Genomic DNA, 21,737 nt, shown 5'->3' with positions numbered 1-21,737 from the left:
AAAATGAATTTCAATAACTTAAAACTCAAGCAACGCATTTTGTGGGGTTACTCGGTTCCTTTATTTTTGACAATTGCAGCTACTTCTGTAGTAATTTTCAACGCTAATAAGGTAGAAAAACAATCCCAGGCAACAGATAAAGGATGGACTTTAGTTAGAGATACAGACCGCTTAGAACTGTTACTGCACGCCAGACAAGCAAATATTAGAGCTTATTTGCTTAGTCAAAATCCAGAATATTCTACACGGTATACTGAAAGCGTTAAAAATTATAACGCAATGGTCAAGTCTTTAGAAAAGACTGTTTCCTTTTCTACCCCAGAACAAACTGTACGTTTGGAAAGGCTTAAGTTACTTGGACAGCAAGTTTCTCAAATTAATTTTAAATTAATTAATTTGGTAAAAACAGGCAAGAGAGATGAAGCAATTAAGCAGTTTTCTCAAAGCCAATTGCTTTCTTTAATTGATGAGGCACTAACAGTTTTTAAAGCTTTAAATGATACAGAAGATCAGCTTCAAGTTCAACGAGAAAAAGAAGCCGATCTTGCTATGAAATCATTAAACATGGTAGCGATCGCAGGAGTATTAGCTACAACTGTGTTTGCAATCTTGATTGGTTTATGGATTGCTAATAAAATTACTGAAAAAATCAATCAAAGCATTGCTGTAGTTGTGAGTTCTTCCTCAGAAATTGCCGCTACCACAGAACAGCATGAGCGCAGTGCTAATCAACAAGCGGCGGCAGTTAATCAAACTAGCACAACAATGGATGAATTAAATGCTTCATCGCAACAAGCAGCAGAGCAAGCTGAATCTTCTACATTAGGTGCAAGAGCGATCGCAGATCAAGTAGTACGTTTAAGCGAACAAACAAAACAAATCAACTTAATTACTAACTTAGTCGGAGAAATTGCCAATCAAACTAATATGTTAGCGTTAAATGCTGCCGTAGAAGCTGCTCGTGCTGGCGAACATGGTAAAGGTTTTGCTGTTGTAGCTAGTGAAATTCGTAAACTTGCGGATCAAAGTAAAAAGTCAACGGAAAAAATCAATAATTTGGTAGCAGATATTCAAAATCTTACCGATGCCAGTATAGTAGATGTTGGCGACGGTCAAAGAGTTGAAAGTATTGTTACTGCTGTTAACAATATTGTGACTAATTCTCAACGCATCTCACTAACGGCAAAACAACAAGCTGTTGCAGTTCAACAAGTCGTTGCAGCAATGAATTATCTCAGCGAAGGCGCGGTACAGACAGCTAGTGGAATTAGTCAAACCAAAGTTGGTATTCAAAGATTAAATCAAGCTGCACAGGATATTCAAGCAGTTGTTTAAGTGTAAGCATTTAAAACTTAGGTGTGAGCAGTGAGTGAAATGATATTAACTCTCATCGCTAGAGGAAACTAAATATAAGTTATACATTTCACCACTCTCACACAAGTTTGCAGTTTTATTCAAATCTCAATAGGGATTATTTTTAATTACAAGTAGGAGAATACACAAATGTTTATTGATGATGATGAAATGCGGCAAATATTCAAAGATGTGAGCGAAGAACGCTTACAAAAATTGGATGAAGGGTTGCTGCTTTTAGAAAAAAATGCTTCAGACGAAGGAAAATTTAATGATTTGCTACGGGAAGCACACAGCTTAAAAGGTGATGCAAATATGTTGGGTGTCACCGATGTTGGGACTCTAGCTCATAGGATGGAAGACATTTTAGCTAGTGTTAAGCGAGGTGATATTAAGCTTACCCCAGAAATTAGCGATCGCCTTTATCAAGCGTTAGATGCTATCCGCAAATTAGTCCACGAAGCTGTTACAGGAGAAGCATCAAGAATTGACCTTTCTCAAACATTAGCTCATTTAGCAGGTGCTACCGTCCCAGAGAAGACCAGCAAAGCTATTCCCGCAGATTCCAAACTAATCGTAACACCAGCATTGGTTGAGACAGTAGCAGCAAATCCACCCATTGAAGTTGTAGAAATATCAAATACTCTTGAGCATCATCTATCTTCTGAACCTGTTATAGAACCTATTCAAAATCTTCCTATAGTTGAACCAATTTCTATTAACGCCAGCGTCAATAATAACCATATAACGAACCAAGCTAGTGCTAAAGTACCTAATCAAATTATCTCTGAGTCAGATAAACAAGAAGTAGCTTCTACTGGAACCTATAAAATTGAAACTATTCGAGTGGAAACTAACAAACTCGACACCTTAATGACACAAGCGGGTGAGCTCACTGTTAGTAAAATTAGAATTGCTCATCGTCTGAGTGAGATTGAAGAAATAGTAGCACTTTGGGAAGACTGGAGCAGAGATGCTTTTGTTAATCGGTTTGCATTTCAGGAAAGCGATCGCAGCGAATCCCAGAGTTATTTAAATAGAAATAATTCCCAAACTACAACTACTATTCAAAATTATCATCATCGCTCTGAAGAAAGATTAGAAAAGTTAGGAAATTTACTCAACAGTTTAAGAGGTGCTACTTCTGAAGATAATGCCAGACTGGAAACAGTTGCTACAGAATTAGAAGAAGGAATTCGGACGCTACGCTTATTACCTTTATCTAATATCTTTAATTTGTTTTCCCGAATGGTAAGAGATCTGGCAAAGCAGCAAGATAAAGAAGTAAATTTAATTATTGAAGGAGGAGACACCCGCGCCGATAAACGGATTTTAGAAGAAATGAAAGATCCGTTGATGCACATGATTCGGAATGCGATCGATCATGGCATTGAAACAACCGCAGAACGTGAAAAGTTAGGCAAGCCACGCACCGCTACACTGCGATTAAAAGGTTATCAAACCGCTAGCAGTATCGGGATTGAATTAATAGATGATGGACGCGGTTTAGATATTGAAAGCATCAAACAAACTGCGGTTAAACGGGGTATTAATCGACCAGAAGACCTGGCAACAATGACCCCTGCTCAAATCCATGCGCTCATCTTTGCTCCTGGGTTTTCTACCCGTACATTTGTTACTGAAGTTTCTGGCAGAGGCGTAGGGTTAGATGTAGTTCGTACAAACGTAGAGCGTCTTAAAGGTACTATTCAAGTAGAATCTACACCAGGCAAAGGAACTACTTTCCGGCTGCAATTAGCCTCTACTTTGGCAACTGCTCATGTATTGATTGTAGAGGTAGATAATATATCTTATGCTATTCCAGTGGAATTTGTTGATACTACTTTACTGGTTAAACAGCATGATATTTTCTCAATAGAAGGTCGTGATACTCTGCTGTTAGATAGTCAACCAGTTTCAATGGTATGGTTATCAGATATGTTAGAAATATCATCTACAGTTGTCTCCAAAAATCTAACTGACTCTCAACAGTTACCCTGTATTATTCTCAAAGTGGGTCAAGAACGTTTAGGAGTAATTGTTAACGCCTTATTAGATGAACAAGATGTAGTTCTTAAACCACAAAGTAAGTTACTCAAGCGAGTTCGCAATATTTCTGGAGCAACTATTTTGGGAACAGGGGAAGTATGTATGGTTTTAAATCCCCAGGATTTACTAAAATCTGTACGCGGAAAAACTGTGTCAGTTAGCCCTCAAATATCAGTTGGGCAGGTAACAGCCAAACAGAAAATTTTGCTAGTAGAAGATTCTATTACCATCCGCACCCAAGAAAAGCGGATTTTGGAAAGTGCTGGTTATGAAGTTGTCACAGCAGTAGATGGATTAGATGGTTATGATAAATTACGAGTTAATTATTTTGATGCTGTAATTTCAGATGTGGAAATGCCGAGATTAGATGGTTTATCTTTAACAGCGAAGATTCGCCAGCACAAAGAATTTAGTGAGATTCCTGTAATTTTAGTGACATCTTTAGCTAAAGATGAGGATAAGAAGAGGGGTGCAGAAGCAGGAGCAAATGCTTATATTACCAAGGGTAATTTTAATCAACAGTTGTTGATTGATACTTTAAGAAGGTTGGTTTAGACCCCCACCTGTAGGGCGTTTTTTAAAACTTTATTGGCTCCGTTTCTGTCGGTGAGATCCCCCTAAATCCCCCTTAATAAGGGGGACTTTGATTAGATTCTCCCCTTTAAAAAGGGGGCAGGGGGGGATCGAAGGGTTTTAAAACACGCCATTGGAGTAAACTATTGTGCTGAAATCGCTAATAGAGTGCATTCCCAGACTAAACGCGGTTGAGCATAATTTAATAGGTTTCGACGAGTTTTTTCTAGATATTCTAAAAAATGAGATTGACGGTATTTTTGCCAATAACTGTACTGTAAATAATCAACTAACCATAACTGAGTTTCGCTATCTAAATCGTGATCAATTTTACGCGCCAATTCAAGGGCGTGGCGGGGTGTTTTAGGAAAAGAAGTAAGTTGAGTTAGTAAGTCTTGAGGAATAGCTTGCAGTTGTTCCCAAGCGGCTATAGCGATTCCAGGGCTACCTTGTGCGATCGCACTTAATGCCTCATGTTGTAAAATCTCTGCATATCCTGTCTGCGTCAACACTTGTTCCATCCCTGCTTTATCTAACCCATAAAACGGAATGCGCTGACAACGTGATACCAAAGTAGGCAATAAAGATTCAACTGCTGGCGCGATTAAAATCAAACTTGCTTGTCCTGGTTCTTCCAAAGTTTTTAGCAAGCTATTCGCCGCACCTTCCGCCATTGTCTCAGCGTGTTCTAGCACAACAAGCGATCGCTTTGATTCTAAAGCAGAACGCCCCAAAAATTGGCTAATTTCCCGAATTTGCTCAACCCGAATTTGTGGCGGCGCTTTGCGCTTAACACCCGCCGCCGCCGCTTCCGCCGCCGACAAACGTTGACCTTGATGTAAATAAGTAGGCTCCACCCATAAGAAATCTGGGTAATTACCTTGTTGTAAACGTTTCTTTACTCCTGCTTGTTGCGACTCTGAAACACCCACACAAAATAATAATTCCACAAAGCAACGAGCCGCCAAACTCCGTCCTACGCCTTCTTGTCCCGTAAATAGATAAGCTGGGGCAATCCGGTTTTGGGCAACCGCTTGAGTAAGTAATTCTATTGCCTGTTTTTGTCCAACCAGACGTTGAAAAAAACAATTAAAAGATTTATTAGACCTCTCGGATAAGTCGCTCAAATCTTGATTAACATCTGCGTAATCTGCGTCCATCTGCTCACATCTGCGATTAAAAAACCAAATTAATCATTTTTGCTATCAACTATAACTATCTGTGTTTATCTGTGTTTATCTGTGGTGAATTATCCCAACTTTTCCCGCAAAATCTCCTGAATTTGGGCTTGTACCTCTTCTTGACTTTTACTAGCATCCACGCGCACAATTCTTTGCGGATAAGCTGCGGCTAATTCTTGATATCCCTGCTGTACTAGTTGATGGAAAGCTAAATCTGCTTGTTCCATGCGGTCAATTGCGCCTCGCTGTCGCGCCCTTTCTAAACCAATTTCCACCTCGATATCTAGCCACAAAGTCAAATCACTTTCTAAATTATCTGTCGCTAACTGATTAAGCTGATTAATTAAATTGATATTAAGACCGCGCCCATAAGCTTGATAAGCCACCGTAGAATCGGTATAGCGATCGCACAAAATTATCGCACCCTTGGCTAACTGTGGCTTCAACACCTCCTCAACGTGCTGAGAACGATCAGAAGCATACAAAAATAATTCTGCGCGATCGTGAATCAAATCTCTATGTCCCTCCAGCAACAAGCGACGCAACCCCACACCCAATTCTGTACCCCCAGGCTCTCTAGTCACTACCACTGATGCCCCACCCAAGCGATCGCAATTTTGCAACCACTCTTGACATTTTTGTATTTGTGTGGTTTTTCCAGAGCCTTCAACTCCCTCAAATACAATTAGCTTCCCATCCATACATTTACCTGTTTCACCACACTTAATTGTTAATTAATATAATTCCTGAGTCTTTATGCTGATCAAAAACTGGTACAATTGAAAATTGATTAAACTTCCTTCAGTAAATTTAGCCTTATCGCTATCCTCTCACAACCAGTAAAAATACAATTTATTGTCTCCCGACTGGTTAGATATGATAGGAAAGTCTAAGATATGTGATTTCTAGGTTTATTTATGGCTCGCTACACTTGTTCTTTTATACTCGCAGTTCCCATCGGAAGCCTGCAACAAGGGATAATTGAAGTTCTTGAATCTTGTAATTTTGATATTGTCTACAATACTCCAGACAATATAATGGCGCGGGAAATCCCAGGAAAAGTTTCTTACGCCAAGCTTGCCAGAGCAGAAGTACTCATAGAAAGAGCGACGGCTACTGAAAAAGAAGTACGAATTAATGTTGTGGTTAAAAACGAAGAGTTGCCCCTACAAGTTGAAAATCATTGTCACCAAATGTTTGATCGAGTGCATCAGGGAATTTTAGAATATCGTCATTGGCAACTGGTAGAAAGTGTTGTCGGCTAGTTTTAGCCAGCTAGCAATCAGTTTCTCAGCTTGACCAAGCTATAACTTAAGTTCTTTTGAATCATTACTGATGTTGTCGATTACCAGGGGATAGTAATTCCTAGTGTTGTCAATATCGTTGAGCATTATGCCTCTCTTGGAATAAATACAGCTTTGCATCTAAATATAGTACACCCCACCCCAGCCCTCCCCTTAATAAGGGGAGGGAGCAAGAATAGCGCGGGGGGATAATTTTAGTCGGAACTTATGCACCTAAAGCCCAAAACTTAGATCCCCCCAAGTCTTAGAAAGGGGGAGGAATCTTATCAAAGTTCCCCTTTTTAAGGGGGATTTAGGGGGATCTTTTGTAGTTTAAACTTTGGCTGAAGTGGATGCAAATGTTAATACTTGATTTAACTTTCCACTGCGATAACCTTCTAAATCTAAGGTGACATAGATAAAGCCAAATTCTTGAAATGCGGAAACTAAGGTTGGTAAATTTGTAGTTAAGACAAATTCCTTTATTTGTTCTGGTGGTAATTCAATTTTTGCAGTTTCACCTTCGGAACGTACTCGCAGATTTTTCAACCCTAATTTACGCAGATAAATTTCTGCTCTGCCTACTCGTTGTAGTTTCGCAATTGTGATTTCTTCGCCGTAAGGAAAGCGAGAACTTAAACAAGGTTGCGCTGGTTTATCCCACCAAGGAAGTCCTAAATATTTAGAAAGTTCGCGCACTTCTGCCTTAGTTATGCTTAATTCTGCTAAAGGCGATCGCGCACCTCGTTCTTTTGCTGCTTGAATACCTGGGCGATAATCATGTAAATCATCTGCATTTACCCCATCAACAACGTATGGATAACCTAACTGTTGCGCTAAGGGTTTGAGGGTATCGTGCAACTCACTTTTGCAGAAATAGCAGCGATTGACAGGGTTAGCAGTGTAATTGGGGTTTTCTATTTCGTGGGTTTGCACAACTTGATGGCGAATCCCGATTGTAGCTGCTTGAATGCGAGCATCTTCTAATTCTTCGGGTAATAATGAAGGTGACTCAGCAGTTACAGCTAAAGCGCGATCGCCCAATACATCGTAAGCAATTTTGGCAACTAAGGTACTGTCAACACCGCCAGAATAGGCAATTAATGCCATTTCCATCTCTGTAAATAAAGTTTTTAGTTGCTCTAGTTTTTGTAATAGCATTTTAAGTTCAGATTTGATCGGGTTACTCATCAAGTCTAGTAGCCAGTTTTTAAAATCAAAACTCCCGCCGAGAAAAAATTAGGATAGCAATTGTCAACAGCAGGATTGTGTAAATTAAGCCGTATACTGCATTAGTTAGCAAGCTTTCAGGAGGTGGTAATATTCCATAAACAGCATTATTTTTTAAATCTAGGCGAGATAAGTCTGGTACAACTAAGTAAAGTTTTTCGGCAAATTGTTGGAAACCAGGATTTCTGGTAATTCCTGCAAACTTAATCATGTCTTGGCTGAGATGTCCTACTAAATAAACCGCAAAGGTGAGAAATACAGCTAGTAATGAGCTAGTAAAAACACCAAATAATAGCGCGACGGCTGTTAATAAGGACAACTCTAAAAACAGGTACGCTTGAGAAATCACTAGGCTACTCATGGGATAAGAAACTTTACCCAAAGTAAGAATGATTAGATAAATTACAGTCATTGCTGTCACTAAGACAGCTAACACACCAGATAAGCCTAAATGTTTGCCAATAATTAATTCTGCACGGCTGACGGGTTTGGTGACTAAAAGTAAGATTGTGCGTTTATCTATTTCTTTGTTAACTAAACCTGTGCCAACAAAGGTAGCAACAACCACCCCCAAGGCAGTAGCAAATGCTAGACCAAAATCTAACAGCATTTTATCCTCAGTTCCCGCAGCTACTTCTGGTAGTATTCGCCAAGCAGCTACCATAAGTAGAGCGAATAAACCAATTAGATACAAGATGCGATCGCGTATTACTTCCCTAAAACCATTACTGGCGATCGCCCAAATTCTGCCCAAGCTCATTTTTACCTCTACAACTAATCAATTATCAATTATCAATTATTAATTACCAAAAAACGACATTTTTACCTTAAATATGAGAGGATATATTTAATTATCAACTATTGATTAAATATTTATTAATTTTTACTATTTTGCTAGCGCCAATTTATGGGCTTTGCAGGTTGACACTCTACTTGACCAACGGCTAAATTAGTATCGGTCTCGGATTGGGAAGATACCCGATTAATTTTACACAATTTTTCGATAAACAACTTTTCTGATTTAGAGCGCGGTCCTTCCCAAATTGCTATTAATTGTAAATTATAACCTAATTCAGTAGATGAGAGTTTAGATGTAAATTGCCACCACGCATATTCTTCAACTTCTCCCAGTTCTTTTTTAGAATCCTGCACAGCTAATTCTAAATTTTTTTCTCTTTCCAGAAGCCATCGCTCAATCACTGACCAAGGTTTATTATCCAGTTTTTCTGATAGCTTAGTTTCTAAGAAATTTAAAATTAATGTTCCTCTGATTGTTGCTGGCTCTGATGCTGGTAATTTTAACACAAAAGCACTTCTTTTCAAATCATCTGCTAATAAGCTAGGGTATTGTTGTAGCCAATCTTGCAAGACATAATAAAACTGAAACCAGCAGCTAATTACAACATGACTTAATAAAAAAACTATCATATTTTGGCGTTTTTTAGGGTTGGGTAATTGCAACTTAAGCCCTTTGCCAAAATAATTAGGTATAGTTGCAATTACGGCTGAAATAGTTGGCCAAAAAATTACCGATAAATTAGGTTGTGATATATTGCCAAAAATATAAGTAGAAACTAAAGCACCTGTAATCCAAGGACTGAGAGAAATATTACTAATCCTTAAACGCTTTTGAGCCGTTCCCCAGCCAACACCAAAAATTAAAAATATCCACCCACAGTTTGATATAAAACCGCGTACTATTCCGGTGGATATATAAGCCATGAAGCAGGAAAATAAACTAAGTAAAACTAGGGTTTCCCAAGAAAATGCTCTCGGTGGCGATAAAAGTCTTTGTAACCATTTAACTAAGCCTATAACAGTTTCCATTTCCCAAGTTGCAAAATTAAATAAAATAGCGCAATGTTAAAATTAACAACATAGCGCTATGACTATAAGCATTACCTAGAAGTATAGCCGTTGCCTTGCTGGAATGTTTAGTACTATAGAGATGAGATGATTTTTTTTTGTTGTAGCGGAGAGATGTTAATTTTACCAATATTTGAGGAATAGAATTGCTTTCCATTAGCAAAGAATCTAGTGATTTTAACGCTTGAAATTTGACCATAAAAGAGAGGAATAAAGAAATAATTAGCAAAATTATCAAAAAAAAGCTTGAAGAAGTTGGAACAGAATTTAAAAACCTATTAAAAAAAATGTAACTAATTACTTGAATTTTTATATTTTTTGGTAGCCTAGATTGAATAAAAAAGAAAAGCAACCAACCAACAAGTGTTGATAATAAATTAATTGATGCAGCATATTGTATGCTAGTTTTGCGACTAAGCTGGAGTTGGCGATGTAAAATGTACCCTTCAATCGCGATCGCCATCAACAAAAACAACGATTGATATAGTATTGTCTGCACAGGCAAAAGGGATGCCAGCAAGCAGTATTCTCCTTAAGCGTTCAACTCTTCTTTTTGCCAATTCCCAATAGTTTCAAAGGGATTAAACCCTCTATAACTTAAATAATTAACTAATTTTGATTTAGTTTTAGGATCGAGGTCTTGAAAACTATCAATTTTATATTTTCGCATAATTTTGGCTTTGAGATCCGCCAAATCATCGGTTTCTTCTTCTGCTGTTTGACTTTGCCAAATTTCCTCAAATAACTCGATATTTATGCCTTTTTCATAGCATTTACGCTTAATTACAGATTTACCGTATTTCCCTTGAGCAGATATAATTAAATTTTCTACCAACCGTTTATCTGATTGGTAATCTTTGCTTTGTAATTCAGCAATTGCATGGTTAATTTCTTCAGGGTTAAAACCTTTTTCTTTTCCTTTTTGGAGAAGTTCGTGAGTACTATAGTCTTTGCGAGATAAGAGTTTTAAAAAGTAACTAAAGGAATTCATAGTTTTAAGTTGTTTTCTTTTATTATAAAATATTTTATTGTCAGTTTTACCCCACCCCCAACTGCTCCCCTTAATCAAGGGAGGGGGGAACTCAATGTCCTCCTTATTAAGGGTAGGGCGAAATTTAAAGTCTCCCTTATTAAGGGAAAGGGAAAAATTTAAAGTCCTCATTATTAAGAAGAGGGGAAAAATTCAAAATCCCCCTTATTAAGGGGGATTTAGGGGGATCTCTGCCGCAGTTTTTTTGTTAAAACTTATGCTGAATAACTTCTTCACCACGTTGGTAAATTTCACGGGCGTAGTCAGTCCACGCGCCTTGTCCCCAATAACGGAAACAGCTAGTTTGTAACAAAAGATTGTGCATTAATGCTTCACGATATTCACGTTGTTGGGTGATAGTTTTTGATGAAACATCTTCAGAGTTAGAGTGAATGGCAGGATCTATTTTTTCGTGGAATAACGCACTTAGTTGATTAAGGGGAGTTAAAACATTGTCATAACCCTGTACCCAACTAATATGATTTGTCCAAGATGCACCATCCATGTGAAAGTTATGATTAGTTTGTTTTATCTCATTAATGGCATTGGTGACAGCTTCGGGAGAAGAATTTTCTGGTGCAACTCGCTGCCAAATTTGGTGTTGATTGATTGCTTGACAAGTAGGATAATCATGTGGGGTACAACCTGCTGCTTCAATTAGTTCTAAATATTCTGTACCTGTTACCCCAACAACCCCAGAAGTTCCACCACCTTGATGCTGCATTTCATACCAAGCTTGCTTAAATCCGCTAGGAAACTCATTCATCATTACGCCACCATTTTCACCATCTCCAATTTGGCTAACTATTGGTGGAATTAATACATTACCTACTTGTTGTTTAGATAAAGTTTTAGCTTCGTAATAAGGCTGCATTTGAGCAACTAATTTTGTATCTGAACCTTGAGTTTTAATTAAAGCGGTAATGCTGACTTCTTCACCAGAGGAATTACGGGCAACTAAACGATGAGGTAAATGTTTGTTTTGCAGAGGTTGACCTGTTAAAGTTTCAACAGTATGTTCTTGCACAAGTAACCAACGATAGCCACATTCCTTAAGTGCTTTGACAAATTGAAATAAGGTATCAGGATGGTTAGGTAAGTGCATTTCTGGGGGAGAAAATCCTTTAACACGCGCTAAAGCCTCCCAACCAAAAATTGCCGCAAAATGATGTTGCCATGCCAGGATATGTAGTTTGATATCTGGTATGGGAGTAGAAGGTGCAACGGTATGACTCCACATTGTACCCAGCCATTCTACATAAGGCTGGTAAGTTGCCTCTGTGGTGATGCGCTTGAGATTTTCTAAGATATCTCCGCGCCCCATTTGTCGCAATCCCCAGAGTAAGTTTCCAGAGTAATCTAGCATAATGCGAGGATTACAACCGTTAGCCACAAGTTCAGGAATAAAATCTGCCATGCGACTATAACAATATGCAAATGTAGTTGCATTATGGTTGTCTGGTATATGGGGATGCTCGAACATATATTGCAGATTGCTAATCAGTTCGCCATTAGCACCAGCAGGTATTGTAGGCTGGTGCATATGCAATGCGATCGCAAAAACAGCAGTTACATCCTCTAACCGAATATTTGTTCTATGTAAAAATACAGGTTCATTTCGTTGAACCACAGATAGCACTTCTTCTTCCCAGCCTGAAATATTCGGCAATCCATCAATAATTTCTGGTAAATTGGGTAGCATAGCACTTATTAGTTATAGGTGGATAGTTATCAGTGAGCAGCTAAGGCATTACTGTTAAATTTTACACAATCATCTCTATATACATGATTGTGTAAAATTAATTTTCAATAATTTAATCCGTTAATTACTGCTGATATTTTAAATTTTATTATAATTAATTGATTATGAAAACAAAAAATAAAAAATATATTATTGCCTCTCTATCAAACATTAACAATAAATTATATAAAATTGGTTGGCGTTGGTTGCCTGGTGGAATGAGTGCGTTAATCATGGCAAGTTTATTAAAACTTGGTGCTTGGCAACCACTAGAAAATATTAGCTATAACTTATTGTTGCAATTACGGACACAGATACCTTGGGATGAACATATACTGCAACAAAACGAGCTAAAGCTGATTTCAGACGCTTGGATAGTGCTAATTATCATCTTGGGGGGGCCAGCATTAGGCTGGATGATGAGCAGTTGGCGGGCTGAAACAAGATTAATATCTTTGCTATTTTTGATACTAAGTTGCGGTGTATGTGGCTTAGTTGGGTTGAGGTTTAATTATTGGATACCTGTAGCTTTTCCTATCGGTTTAGTTAGTTTAACAGGTGGAGCAGTAGCTTTAAGTGAACGTTTAAGAACAGACTTTTTATTAGAACAACAAATTAAGCAACTTTGGCAAACTCATCATATTGATATGGTGGCGCAAAGTCGCTCTTTTCAGGAAAACTCATCGAATGCAGACTATAACTTACCCCGTTCTGGAACTAAGGTAGCGCAATTAGCGGCATTAGCTGAACAATTTGGGCGATCGCAATCAGCACAAGCCGCGATCGCACATAGTCTATCTATAGGCATAGTAGCAGCCGAACTTGATGGCTTAGTTTGGTTTTGTAACTCTGTTGCTTCTCAATGTCTAGATTTGCACGTTGGAGAATTACTAGAACAACATTTAGTGCCTAATTGGTTGAGTGCAGAAGAATGGCAAAATGCTTTAGAAATACTTAGCCAAGGTGGTCATGTAGAACCACGAGAAGTGCAGCGCAACCAGCAATTGTTTACCCTTAAATTAGAACCATTACTCAATTGGCAATCTATTCAAAAAGAAATTCTTGCTGGTAAGACAATTGACCAAATTTCAATGGTATCAGGTTTCCTGCTGGGTTTAGAAGATGTGACTGCTAGCAGACAAATTCAAGCACAACTTTTGCAAGTAGAAATTCGCCGTGCAGAAGAATTAGCAGAGCGAAATCTTGTTTTAGAAGAAGCACGTCAAGCGGCGGAATCAGCCGTAAAAATGAAAAGTGCTTTTCTGGCTAATATGAGCCATGAAATCCGTACTCCCATGAATGCAGTTATCGGGATGACCGGATTATTATTAGAAACCGAAGTAACGTCAGAGCAAAAAGATTTTTTGGAAACAATCAGAATTAGTGCTGATAACTTATTAACTATTATTAATGAAATTCTCGACTTCTCTAAAATAGAAGCTGGAGAAATGCACTTAGAAACAATTAATTTTGGCTTACATCAATGTGTGGAAGAAGTGGCAGAACTCTTGGCTACCTCTGCTCAGGAAAAAGGAATTGAAATAACTACGTTTGTTCCTGCAAATATTCCCGTTACTTTCAAAGGAGATCCAACTCGTTTACGGCAAATATTAACTAATTTAGTTAGCAATGCAATTAAATTTACTGAAGTAGGCGGCGTGACAATTTATGTAAATTTGCAATCAGAAACATCTGTCGATGCTACTATGCACTTTGGTGTTAAAGATACAGGTATTGGTCTTTCGCCTGCTCAACAGAAAAAGTTATTTCAATCTTTCTCTCAAGCTGATGCTTCTACTACTAGAAAATATGGCGGGACAGGTTTAGGTTTAGCAATATGTAAAGCCTTAGTTGAATTAATGGGTGGTGAAATTGGCATTACCAGCGCCCAAGGGGAAGGCGCTACTTTTTGGTTCACGATTACTTTAAATAAACAGCCAACTACTCAACCACAAAACTTAGAAAATCCTGCTTTAGATAGATTAAAAAAGGTGCGGTTGTTAGTTGTAGAAGATTTTTTAGATACTCGTAGTGCGATCGCACACCACACGACAGCTTGGGGAATGCAAGTAGACTTAGCAGAAAATGGCGCAACAGCTATCCAAGATTTGCAACAAGCAGTTGATAGCAATAACCCCTATCAATTCGCCTTGATTGACTTAAATCTACCAGATATGGATGGCGAAACCCTCAGCAAAACGATTAAAGCTGACCCGAAATTAGCTAAGACTCAGCTAATTTTAATGATTCCTGTAAATCAACTGGAGCAAGCTAAAAAATTACTCAATGTTACAATTGTTGATTATTTAATTAAACCTGTTAAAACCTCTAAAATGCTCAATAGCTTAGTTGCTGCAACTACTATTAGTAACCAAGCAGAGCAATCTGTAAATCAACATATAACTACCAGTAAATCCTTTACTACTATTGATAAAAAAACTCAAAATAGGCGCTCACAAGTGAAAATCATCCTAGCTGAAGATAACAAAGTTAACCAGAAAGTTGCTCTTAATCAACTGAAAAATTTAGGCTATGCTGCGGATGTAGCTAATAACGGGCAAGAAGTATTAGAACAGTTAGATAAACAAAACTATGATTTGGTATTAATGGATTGTCAAATGCCTATTTTAGATGGATATGAAGCAACCGCAGAAATTCGTCGCCAGGAAGGTAAGAATAAACATACAATTATCATTGCTTTAACTGCCAGTGCAATGAAAGAAGATTTAGACAAGTGTATAGCCTCTGGAATGGATGACTTTTTATCTAAACCTGTACGCAAAGAAGCACTGCTAGAAAAGCTGGAACATTGGAGTAATCAAGCAGCTTTACGACAAGCATCTGAACCAATATCAAAATTAGTAGAAATTCCGGTTGATATAGATTTACTCTATGAATTTACTCAAGGTGATTATAAATTTGTCAAGCAATTGTTGCAAGATTTTATAGAAAGTGTTCAAAAAAACATTGTGATACTTCAGGGTGCGATCGCGACAAATGATGTCCTGACAATTTTACATTTAGCGCATCAAATTAAAGGGTCAAGCGGCAATATTGGTGCTAATAAAATTAGCCATTTGGCTGCACAATTAGAACATCTTGCCCGTCAAAAAAACCTAGCAGCAGCCCCCGCTTTGTTAATAGATCTAGAAAAGGTACTTGGGCAAGTCACTTCTTTTGTTGATACCTACCCTGGAGGAAAATCAACCGCGTCCAGCCAGCCTAAATAAATTCACATAGCTTACCGAACAAAGTGTATAAGACTGTTAGTTTAAAAATGACCGACTATAGCAAGTAGTGCGATTAAGAGCATATCCTAAAAGTTGATTAAAGATGTTTTTTACCGCAGATTAAATATAAAAACCAATAAATTTCGCTCCCTCCCCGAAATTCGGGGAGGGTTGGGGTGGGGTAAACCAAAGATTTATGCAACAGGTTAATTAAAAATCAACGCCAAAAAGGGCAGACTTTCTTAGTCTGCCCCTCAATTAATCAAGTTAAATTAGTATTTAACTAAATTGATTAACGACGTGAGAAGTTATTACGTGAGTTACCACCGTATCCGCCGCCGCCGCCGCCGCTTCTTTCTTCACGGGGTTTAGCCTTATTAACTTTCAAATCGCGCTCCATCCACTCAGCGCCATCAAGAGCTTCAATTGCAGCATCTTCTTCTGCGTCTGAACTCATTTCCACAAATCCAAAGCCGCGAGGACGACCTGTTTCACGATCTGTAGGTAGTTGAACACGCTTAACGGTTCCATACTCTGCAAAGATATGGCTCAGGTCGCCTTCTTTAACATCGTAAGATAAGTTGCCTACGTAAATTGACATAGAGTTTCTCCAAAATTAGAGGTTTGTAGAGATCTAGATTTCGGAGAGGAGCCTGCCAATACCAAAAGGAAATAACCAGTCAATAAAAACAACAAACACTGCCGCCGAATTAATTCTCATCTCCTAGATTAGCACATAAACAGGGCTTAGGCATTTTATAGGGAAAATTTATGGTTGGGGCTGGTGATTGGGGACTGGTGACTGGGGAAAAGCCTTAATTTCTCCTGCTTCGACGGGCTATTTAAGTTTTATTCAAAATCTCAGGCGGCGATCGCTATTCTACTTTTACGGGTGGGAATACTAGAAATAAGTATAAGACGCTACTTTTTTTTTAATTATGAAAAATTTGTTTTAGCAGCAGGGAAATTTTTACCGATATATTTTAAGCAAATTTAACTTCCCCAAGTTGGAACAGGGACAGCAACATGGTTCAAAGTATAGACACAGCTAAGTTTACAACCACTGACCTAGATCAATTAGCCCAAGAACTAAATCGTGATGGGATTTGTGTGATTCGGGGTTTATTTGACAGACAGTTGATCGCAGAGTGGGCAGACGCTTTTGATGAATTATTCCAAAAACGCAAAAACAGTCCAGGGGGTTTAGCACCCCGCGACCAAGCGCGGTATTACTTAACGTTACCTTGGGTTGCCCCGTTTGCAAATATAGATGTATTTGCCAATCCAGTAATTTTGAGTATACTTAAGCGCGTATTTTACCAAGAATATAAATTAGTTCAGTTCGGCTCTGATACTCCGTTCCAAGGTTCGGATTATCAAGAAATTCACCGCGACTTTCGCCCACTTTTCTCGGATCAGATTGTAACCCCACTCTACGCACTAGCGGTAAACTTTCCACTGGTAGAAGTAACGGCAGATAATGGTCCGTTTCAAATGGCGCGTGGGACTCATCTGTTACCCCGTGAAGAAGCTTTAGTCAAAATAGCTGCTGGGGAAATTCCGATGGAATCTTTTTATATGCAGCCTGGTGATGTGATGATTCGTACTCCTCTAGCACTGCATCGGGGTTCACCGAACCGCACAGACAAAGCTAGACCGATGATTGTCATGGGTTATGTGATGCACTGGTTGCACACATTTAAAGTCGATTTGACAGTGCAACAAGACTATTATGATAGTCTGCCAGAGCAAGTCAGAGAAATGTTGCGGTGTCAGGTGGTAGAAAAATTGCCAGAAAATCGCGCTGAAACTTATGTGGATTTCAAATATTAAGGCGATTATGTCTCAAAGTGAACTGGCGACGGAATTATTATCTGGCGATCGCACTTACACAAATCCTGTATACGATGGTTATTTTGCCGATCCCTTTGTATGGGAACACCAAGGGGTATATTATGCCATCGGTACTGGTGCAGCAGAAGCCGAGGGAGAGGTAGAGGAAATTGCCCAACGGCGGGTTTTTCCGTTGTTGCAGTCTAACGACTTTGTTAACTGGCATTTTGCAGGTAATGCTTTACTACGTCCAGATGCCAGCCTTGGTGATAACTTTTGGGCTCCTGAAGTTGCGTATTTTGATGGTAAGTTTTATCTTTACTACTCAGTAGGACACGGAGATAAAAATCATCAGTTACGGGTTGCAATTAGTAACAGTCCCTTGGGACCTTATCAAGACATTGGTGAACCTCTAACAGATCTTAATTCCTGCGCTTTCGCTATTGATCCACATCCCTTTCAAGATGACGATGGACAATGGTATTTATTCTACGCCTGTGATTTTCTCGATACAGCAGATAATATTCGGGCTGGAACTGCCTTAATGGTAGACCGACTCATCAACATGACAAAACTGGCTGGAGAGGGGAAAGTCGTTCTCCGCGCCCGTAGTGATTGGCAACTGTTTCTGGCTAACCGTTTGATGTATGAATCTCACTATGATTGGCATACATTAGAAGGTCCCTGCGTCCGTAAACATGATGGGCGTTACTACTGCTTTTATAGTGGTGGCTGTTGGGAAACTGAAAGCTACGGCGTTGATTATGGTGTTGCTGATAGTTTGATGGGTTCCTACTCGGATGCGGGAAATGAAGCAGGGGCAAGGGTTTTGAAGACTGTTCCTGGTTATGTGATTGGTCCTGGTCATAACTCAATTGCGATCGCGCCTGATGGTCAAACCGAGTATATTGTTTACCACGCCTGGGATACCGATAAGTCAGGGCGGCGAATGTGCTTGGACAAACTGATCTGGACATCAGACGGACCGCGCTGTGATGGACCAACTTGGACATCACAAATTGTTAACAGCAAATAAATATCACATGAGTAATTATGCAGGGTCTAGGTACTGATAACTGAAATGACCTCTCCCCAACCCCTCTCCTGGTAGGAGAGGGGCTTTAGAACTCCCCCTTCCCTTGCAGGGAAGGGGGCTGGGGGGTTAGGTTTTTCGCCAACCGTATAAATATCATCTCATTAGAATTCTTGCCAAAATCCTAATTTTTTTTAGAACGCAGATAAGCGCAGATGCACGCAGATGCCAACAAAAATTTTACGTTTTTTTTGCAAAAGATCTATTGAACTTAAGATAGAAAATAATGTTTTGAGCTAATTAAATTAACACGAGTTTAAGTTAAATGCGTTATTATTAATGTAGTACTAATTTTGGGTTCATCCAAAAGCAAGCTTTAAATTGAATCAAATCGCTTTTGATGTCATATAATAGAGCAGTGAGCAAAAAAAACTGTAAAAATACTCTCACCAGAAATACGGTTATTAGACACGAATATTACGGTTAACACCACTGCGGCAAAGAGAGGTTTAAAACTAAACTAATCTTAGTTACTTCAATAAAACTTTATCAAGGGATAACGGGTATTAATCACCACATGAAAACATTGTTAAATCCCACGTAATTTTTTTAAGATTTGTCCTTTAATTTATCCAAATTAGAACTTACGCAAGTTAACAAGCGGGCAAGCTCCCTATACTACATACGAAGTTAGAAAACATAATTGACGATAGATGTAGTGCAAGCGTCCCGCTTATTTAAATGGGTAAGCCAAGTAAGTGATTCAAGTACAGACGGGAGTTGTTAGCAACTCTTTTTTTTACATACCATTAGAGATTTTTTGACTATTTAAGGATTACAAGAATGTTTGAAAGATTAACAGATAAAGCCGTTAAAGTAATCATTGTAGCTCAAGAAGAAACACGGCGTTTAGGGCATACTTTAGTTGGCACTGAACAGATTTTGCTGGGGTTAATTGGAGAAGGAACTAGCGTTGCAGCTAAAATTTTAGTTGAGCGAGGTGCAAATCTCCAAAAGGCACGCAAAGAAGTAGAAAAAATTATCGGTCGTGGTTCTCGATTTGTTCCAGAACAAATTCCTGTCACACCTAAAGTTAAGCGCATTTTTGACCAAGCTTTAATTGAATCGCAACAATTGGGGCATAATTATATTTCCCCCGAACATTTACTGTTAGGACTACTTAACGAAGGCGAAGGTGTTGCAACTAGAGTGTTGCAAAATCTAGGCGTTGACCTAAAGGAACTTCAATTAGCAGTTCTTAAACAACTGACAGTAGAAGCACCAGCAGAGGTTGGTACTACACGGCAGCGTTCCCAAAATAAAACCCCAATTTTAGATGAGTTTGGGACTGATTTGACAGAGTTAGCCGCAAAAGGCAAACTTGATCCTGTTGTGGGTAGAGAGCGAGAAATTGAACGTGCTATCCAGATTTTAGGTCGGCGGACTAAGAATAACCCTGTATTAATAGGTGAACCTGGAGTTGGTAAAACTGCGATCGCAGAAGGTCTAGCTCAACGTATCATTAACAAGAATGTCCCTGGTACTTTGGAAGATAAGCAAGTTATCAGCTTGGATATGGGTTCCTTAGTTGCAGGAACTAAATTTAGAGGTGAATTTGAAGAACGCCTCAAAGGAATTGTGGAGGAAGTTCGCTCATCTGGGAATATTATCTTGGTAATTGATGAGCTTCACAACATTATCGGCACTGGGTCTGTGCAAGGTGGTTTAGATGCTGCCAATATGCTCAAACCAGCTTTAGCGCGGGGTGAGTTGCAGTGCATCGGGATGACTACTCTGGATGAATACCGCAAGCATATTGAAAAGGATGCAGCTTTAGAACGTCGTTTCCAACCAATTAAGGTGGGTGAACCCAGTGTTGTAGAAACGATAGAGATATTGTTTGGTTTGCGCGAAGCTTACGAGCAATTTCACAAAGTCAAAATTTCCGATGATGCTATTGATGCAGCAGCTAAGTTATCAGATCAGTATATAAGCGATCGCTTCTTACCAGATAAAGCCATAGACTTAATTGATGAAGCTGGTTCTCGTCTGCGCGTCCAGAATACTATGTCTCCTGCACATCGAGAATTAAAGCGGGAACTGCGTCAAGTTAGCAAAGCCAAACAAGAAGCAGTTCAAGTTCAAGATTTTGATCAAGCTGGGAAGTTGCGCGACAAAGAATTAGAACTTGAAGGGCAACTCAAGAAAATGGCGACATCCCAAGACTCAGCCGATATCCCAGTGGTTGATGCTGAGAAAATCGCTGAAATTGTTGCTGTTTGGACTGGTGTACCTGTCAGCAAACTCACCGAATCTGAATCAGCAAAGTTGCTCGATTTAGAAGATACCTTACATCAGCGCCTTATTGGTCAAGACCAAGCCGTTACCGCAGTATCTAAAGCTATACGTCGCGCACGAGTTGGATTAAAAAGTCCTAACCGACCAATCGCTAGTTTTATCTTCTCAGGTCCAACCGGAGTTGGCAAGACTGAATTAGCCAAAGCCTTAGCTGCTCATTTCTTCGGTTCAGAAGAAGCGATGATTCGGGTGGATATGTCGGAATATATGGAAAGCCACACAGTTTCTAAACTAATTGGTTCTCCTCCTGGGTTTGTCGGTTATGACGAAGGCGGACAATTAACAGAAGCAGTGCGTCGCCGTCCTTATTCTGTTATCCTATTCGACGAAATCGAAAAAGCGCATCCCGACGTATTTAATATGATGTTGCAAATGTTAGATGATGGTCGTCTAACTGATGCCCAAGGTCGCACAGTAGACTTTAAGAATACCTTAATCATTCTGACATCTAATTTGGGTTCAAAAGTCATTGAAAAAGGCGGCAGTGGTTTAGGTTTTGAATTTAGTGAAGACCAAGCTGAAGCTACTTATAACCGGATGCAGCAGCGAGTACAAGAAGAACTCAAAGCTTATTTCCGTCCTGAATTTCTCAACCGTCTTGACGACATTATTGTTTTCCGTCAATTAACATTTGAGGAAGTAAGAAGTATCGCAGGTATCATGTTGCGAGAAGTTGCTAGTCGTTTAACCGAACAGGAAATTAGTCTAGAAGTTACTGACAAGTTTAAAGACCGAGTTGTAAAAGAAGGGTTTAATCCTAAGTTTGGTGCAAGGGAGTTGCGACGGGCAATTATGCGGTTGTTAGAAGATAGTTTGGCGGAAGCAATGCTGAGTGGCACTGTTAATAGTGGTGATACTGCTGTTATTGATGTAGGTGAGGATGGTGAGGTGGAAATTAAAAGGATGCAGCGACAAGAGTTAGTTATTGTTTAAATTGATGCGCCGTCACCCTGAAGGGTGCGGCTATACTAGCAAAG

The 21,737-nt window shown here is 39.1% G+C and carries 16 protein-coding genes; 7 read left to right on the top strand and 9 right to left on the bottom strand.

The window, feature by feature from the left end; genetic code table 11:
- Positions 1-3: 3 nt before the first annotated feature.
- Complete coding sequence (locus tag CRI9333_RS10920) at positions 4-1,335, top strand: methyl-accepting chemotaxis protein (RefSeq protein ID WP_015203226.1); 1,332 nt, start codon at positions 4-6, stop codon at positions 1,333-1,335.
- A gap of 168 nt (positions 1,336-1,503) precedes the next feature.
- Positions 1,504-3,957 (top strand): hybrid sensor histidine kinase/response regulator, encoded by a 2,454-nt coding sequence (locus CRI9333_RS10915; protein ID WP_015203225.1) that lies wholly within the window; start codon positions 1,504-1,506, stop codon positions 3,955-3,957.
- Between the two features lie 161 nt (positions 3,958-4,118).
- Here CRI9333_RS10915 and holB read toward each other — a convergent pair whose 3' ends face one another.
- Both holB and tmk read right to left on the bottom strand, forming a co-directional pair.
- On the bottom strand, positions 4,119-5,135 hold the full coding sequence (gene holB / locus CRI9333_RS10910) for a DNA polymerase III subunit delta' (protein ID WP_015203224.1): 1,017 nt from the start codon (positions 5,133-5,135) through the stop codon (positions 4,119-4,121).
- Positions 5,136-5,224: 89 nt separating this feature from the next.
- Entirely contained in the window at positions 5,225-5,857 is a 633-nt protein-coding gene (gene tmk / locus CRI9333_RS10905; RefSeq protein WP_015203223.1) for a dTMP kinase, read from the bottom strand.
- Positions 5,858-6,073: 216 nt separating this feature from the next.
- Between tmk and CRI9333_RS10900 the strand changes: the two genes are divergently transcribed.
- Positions 6,074-6,421: a hypothetical protein gene (locus CRI9333_RS10900; RefSeq protein ID WP_015203222.1), complete on the top strand. Its 348-nt coding sequence runs from the start codon at positions 6,074-6,076 to the stop codon at positions 6,419-6,421.
- Between the two features lie 351 nt (positions 6,422-6,772).
- On the opposite strand, the gene larE is transcribed toward CRI9333_RS10900, so the two are convergent.
- The 6 genes from larE to CRI9333_RS10870 form a co-directional block, all read right to left on the bottom strand.
- Positions 6,773-7,600, bottom strand: a complete 828-nt coding sequence (gene larE / locus CRI9333_RS10895) for an ATP-dependent sacrificial sulfur transferase LarE (protein ID WP_041226581.1) — start codon at positions 7,598-7,600, stop codon at positions 6,773-6,775.
- Positions 7,601-7,655: 55 nt separating this feature from the next.
- Positions 7,656-8,429 (bottom strand): ABC transporter permease, encoded by a 774-nt coding sequence (locus CRI9333_RS10890; RefSeq protein ID WP_015203220.1) that lies wholly within the window; start codon positions 8,427-8,429, stop codon positions 7,656-7,658.
- Between the two features lie 134 nt (positions 8,430-8,563).
- Positions 8,564-9,496 (bottom strand): DUF5357 family protein, encoded by a 933-nt coding sequence (locus CRI9333_RS10885; protein WP_015203219.1) that lies wholly within the window; start codon positions 9,494-9,496, stop codon positions 8,564-8,566.
- Between the two features lie 16 nt (positions 9,497-9,512).
- On the bottom strand, positions 9,513-10,034 hold the full coding sequence (gene fraC / locus CRI9333_RS28555) for a filament integrity protein FraC (RefSeq protein ID WP_390370102.1): 522 nt from the start codon (positions 10,032-10,034) through the stop codon (positions 9,513-9,515).
- A gap of 33 nt (positions 10,035-10,067) precedes the next feature.
- Positions 10,068-10,526 (bottom strand): regulatory protein RecX, encoded by a 459-nt coding sequence (locus CRI9333_RS10875; protein WP_041226580.1) that lies wholly within the window; start codon positions 10,524-10,526, stop codon positions 10,068-10,070.
- Between the two features lie 247 nt (positions 10,527-10,773).
- A complete protein-coding gene (locus CRI9333_RS10870) occupies positions 10,774-12,267 on the bottom strand; it encodes a hypothetical protein (protein WP_015203216.1) in 1,494 nt (497 codons plus the stop codon).
- A gap of 164 nt (positions 12,268-12,431) precedes the next feature.
- Between CRI9333_RS10870 and CRI9333_RS10865 the strand changes: the two genes are divergently transcribed.
- Entirely contained in the window at positions 12,432-15,536 is a 3,105-nt protein-coding gene (locus CRI9333_RS10865) for a response regulator (protein WP_015203215.1), read from the top strand.
- A gap of 292 nt (positions 15,537-15,828) precedes the next feature.
- On the opposite strand, the gene CRI9333_RS10860 is transcribed toward CRI9333_RS10865, so the two are convergent.
- The gene (locus CRI9333_RS10860; protein WP_015203214.1) at positions 15,829-16,137 is read right to left on the bottom strand and encodes an RNA recognition motif domain-containing protein; all 309 of its coding nucleotides are present in this window, start codon (positions 16,135-16,137) and stop codon (positions 15,829-15,831) included.
- A gap of 425 nt (positions 16,138-16,562) precedes the next feature.
- Between CRI9333_RS10860 and CRI9333_RS10855 the strand changes: the two genes are divergently transcribed.
- The 3 genes from CRI9333_RS10855 (at position 16,563) to CRI9333_RS10845 (ending at position 21,693) form a co-directional block, all read left to right on the top strand.
- Positions 16,563-17,369 (top strand): phytanoyl-CoA dioxygenase family protein, encoded by an 807-nt coding sequence (locus tag CRI9333_RS10855; protein ID WP_015203213.1) that lies wholly within the window; start codon positions 16,563-16,565, stop codon positions 17,367-17,369.
- Between the two features lie 7 nt (positions 17,370-17,376).
- Entirely contained in the window at positions 17,377-18,405 is a 1,029-nt protein-coding gene (locus CRI9333_RS10850; protein WP_041226578.1) for a glycoside hydrolase family 43 protein, read from the top strand.
- Positions 18,406-19,245: 840 nt separating this feature from the next.
- A complete protein-coding gene (locus tag CRI9333_RS10845; protein WP_015203211.1) occupies positions 19,246-21,693 on the top strand; it encodes an ATP-dependent Clp protease ATP-binding subunit in 2,448 nt (815 codons plus the stop codon).
- Positions 21,694-21,737: the final 44 nt, after the last annotated feature.

This window comes from Crinalium epipsammum PCC 9333, from assembly GCF_000317495.1.
Classification (GTDB): Bacteria; Cyanobacteriota; Cyanobacteriia; order Cyanobacteriales; family PCC-9333; genus Crinalium; species Crinalium epipsammum.
The sequence above is the reverse complement of the archived record's forward strand: the minus strand, read 5'-3'. Positions and strand labels throughout refer to the sequence as shown.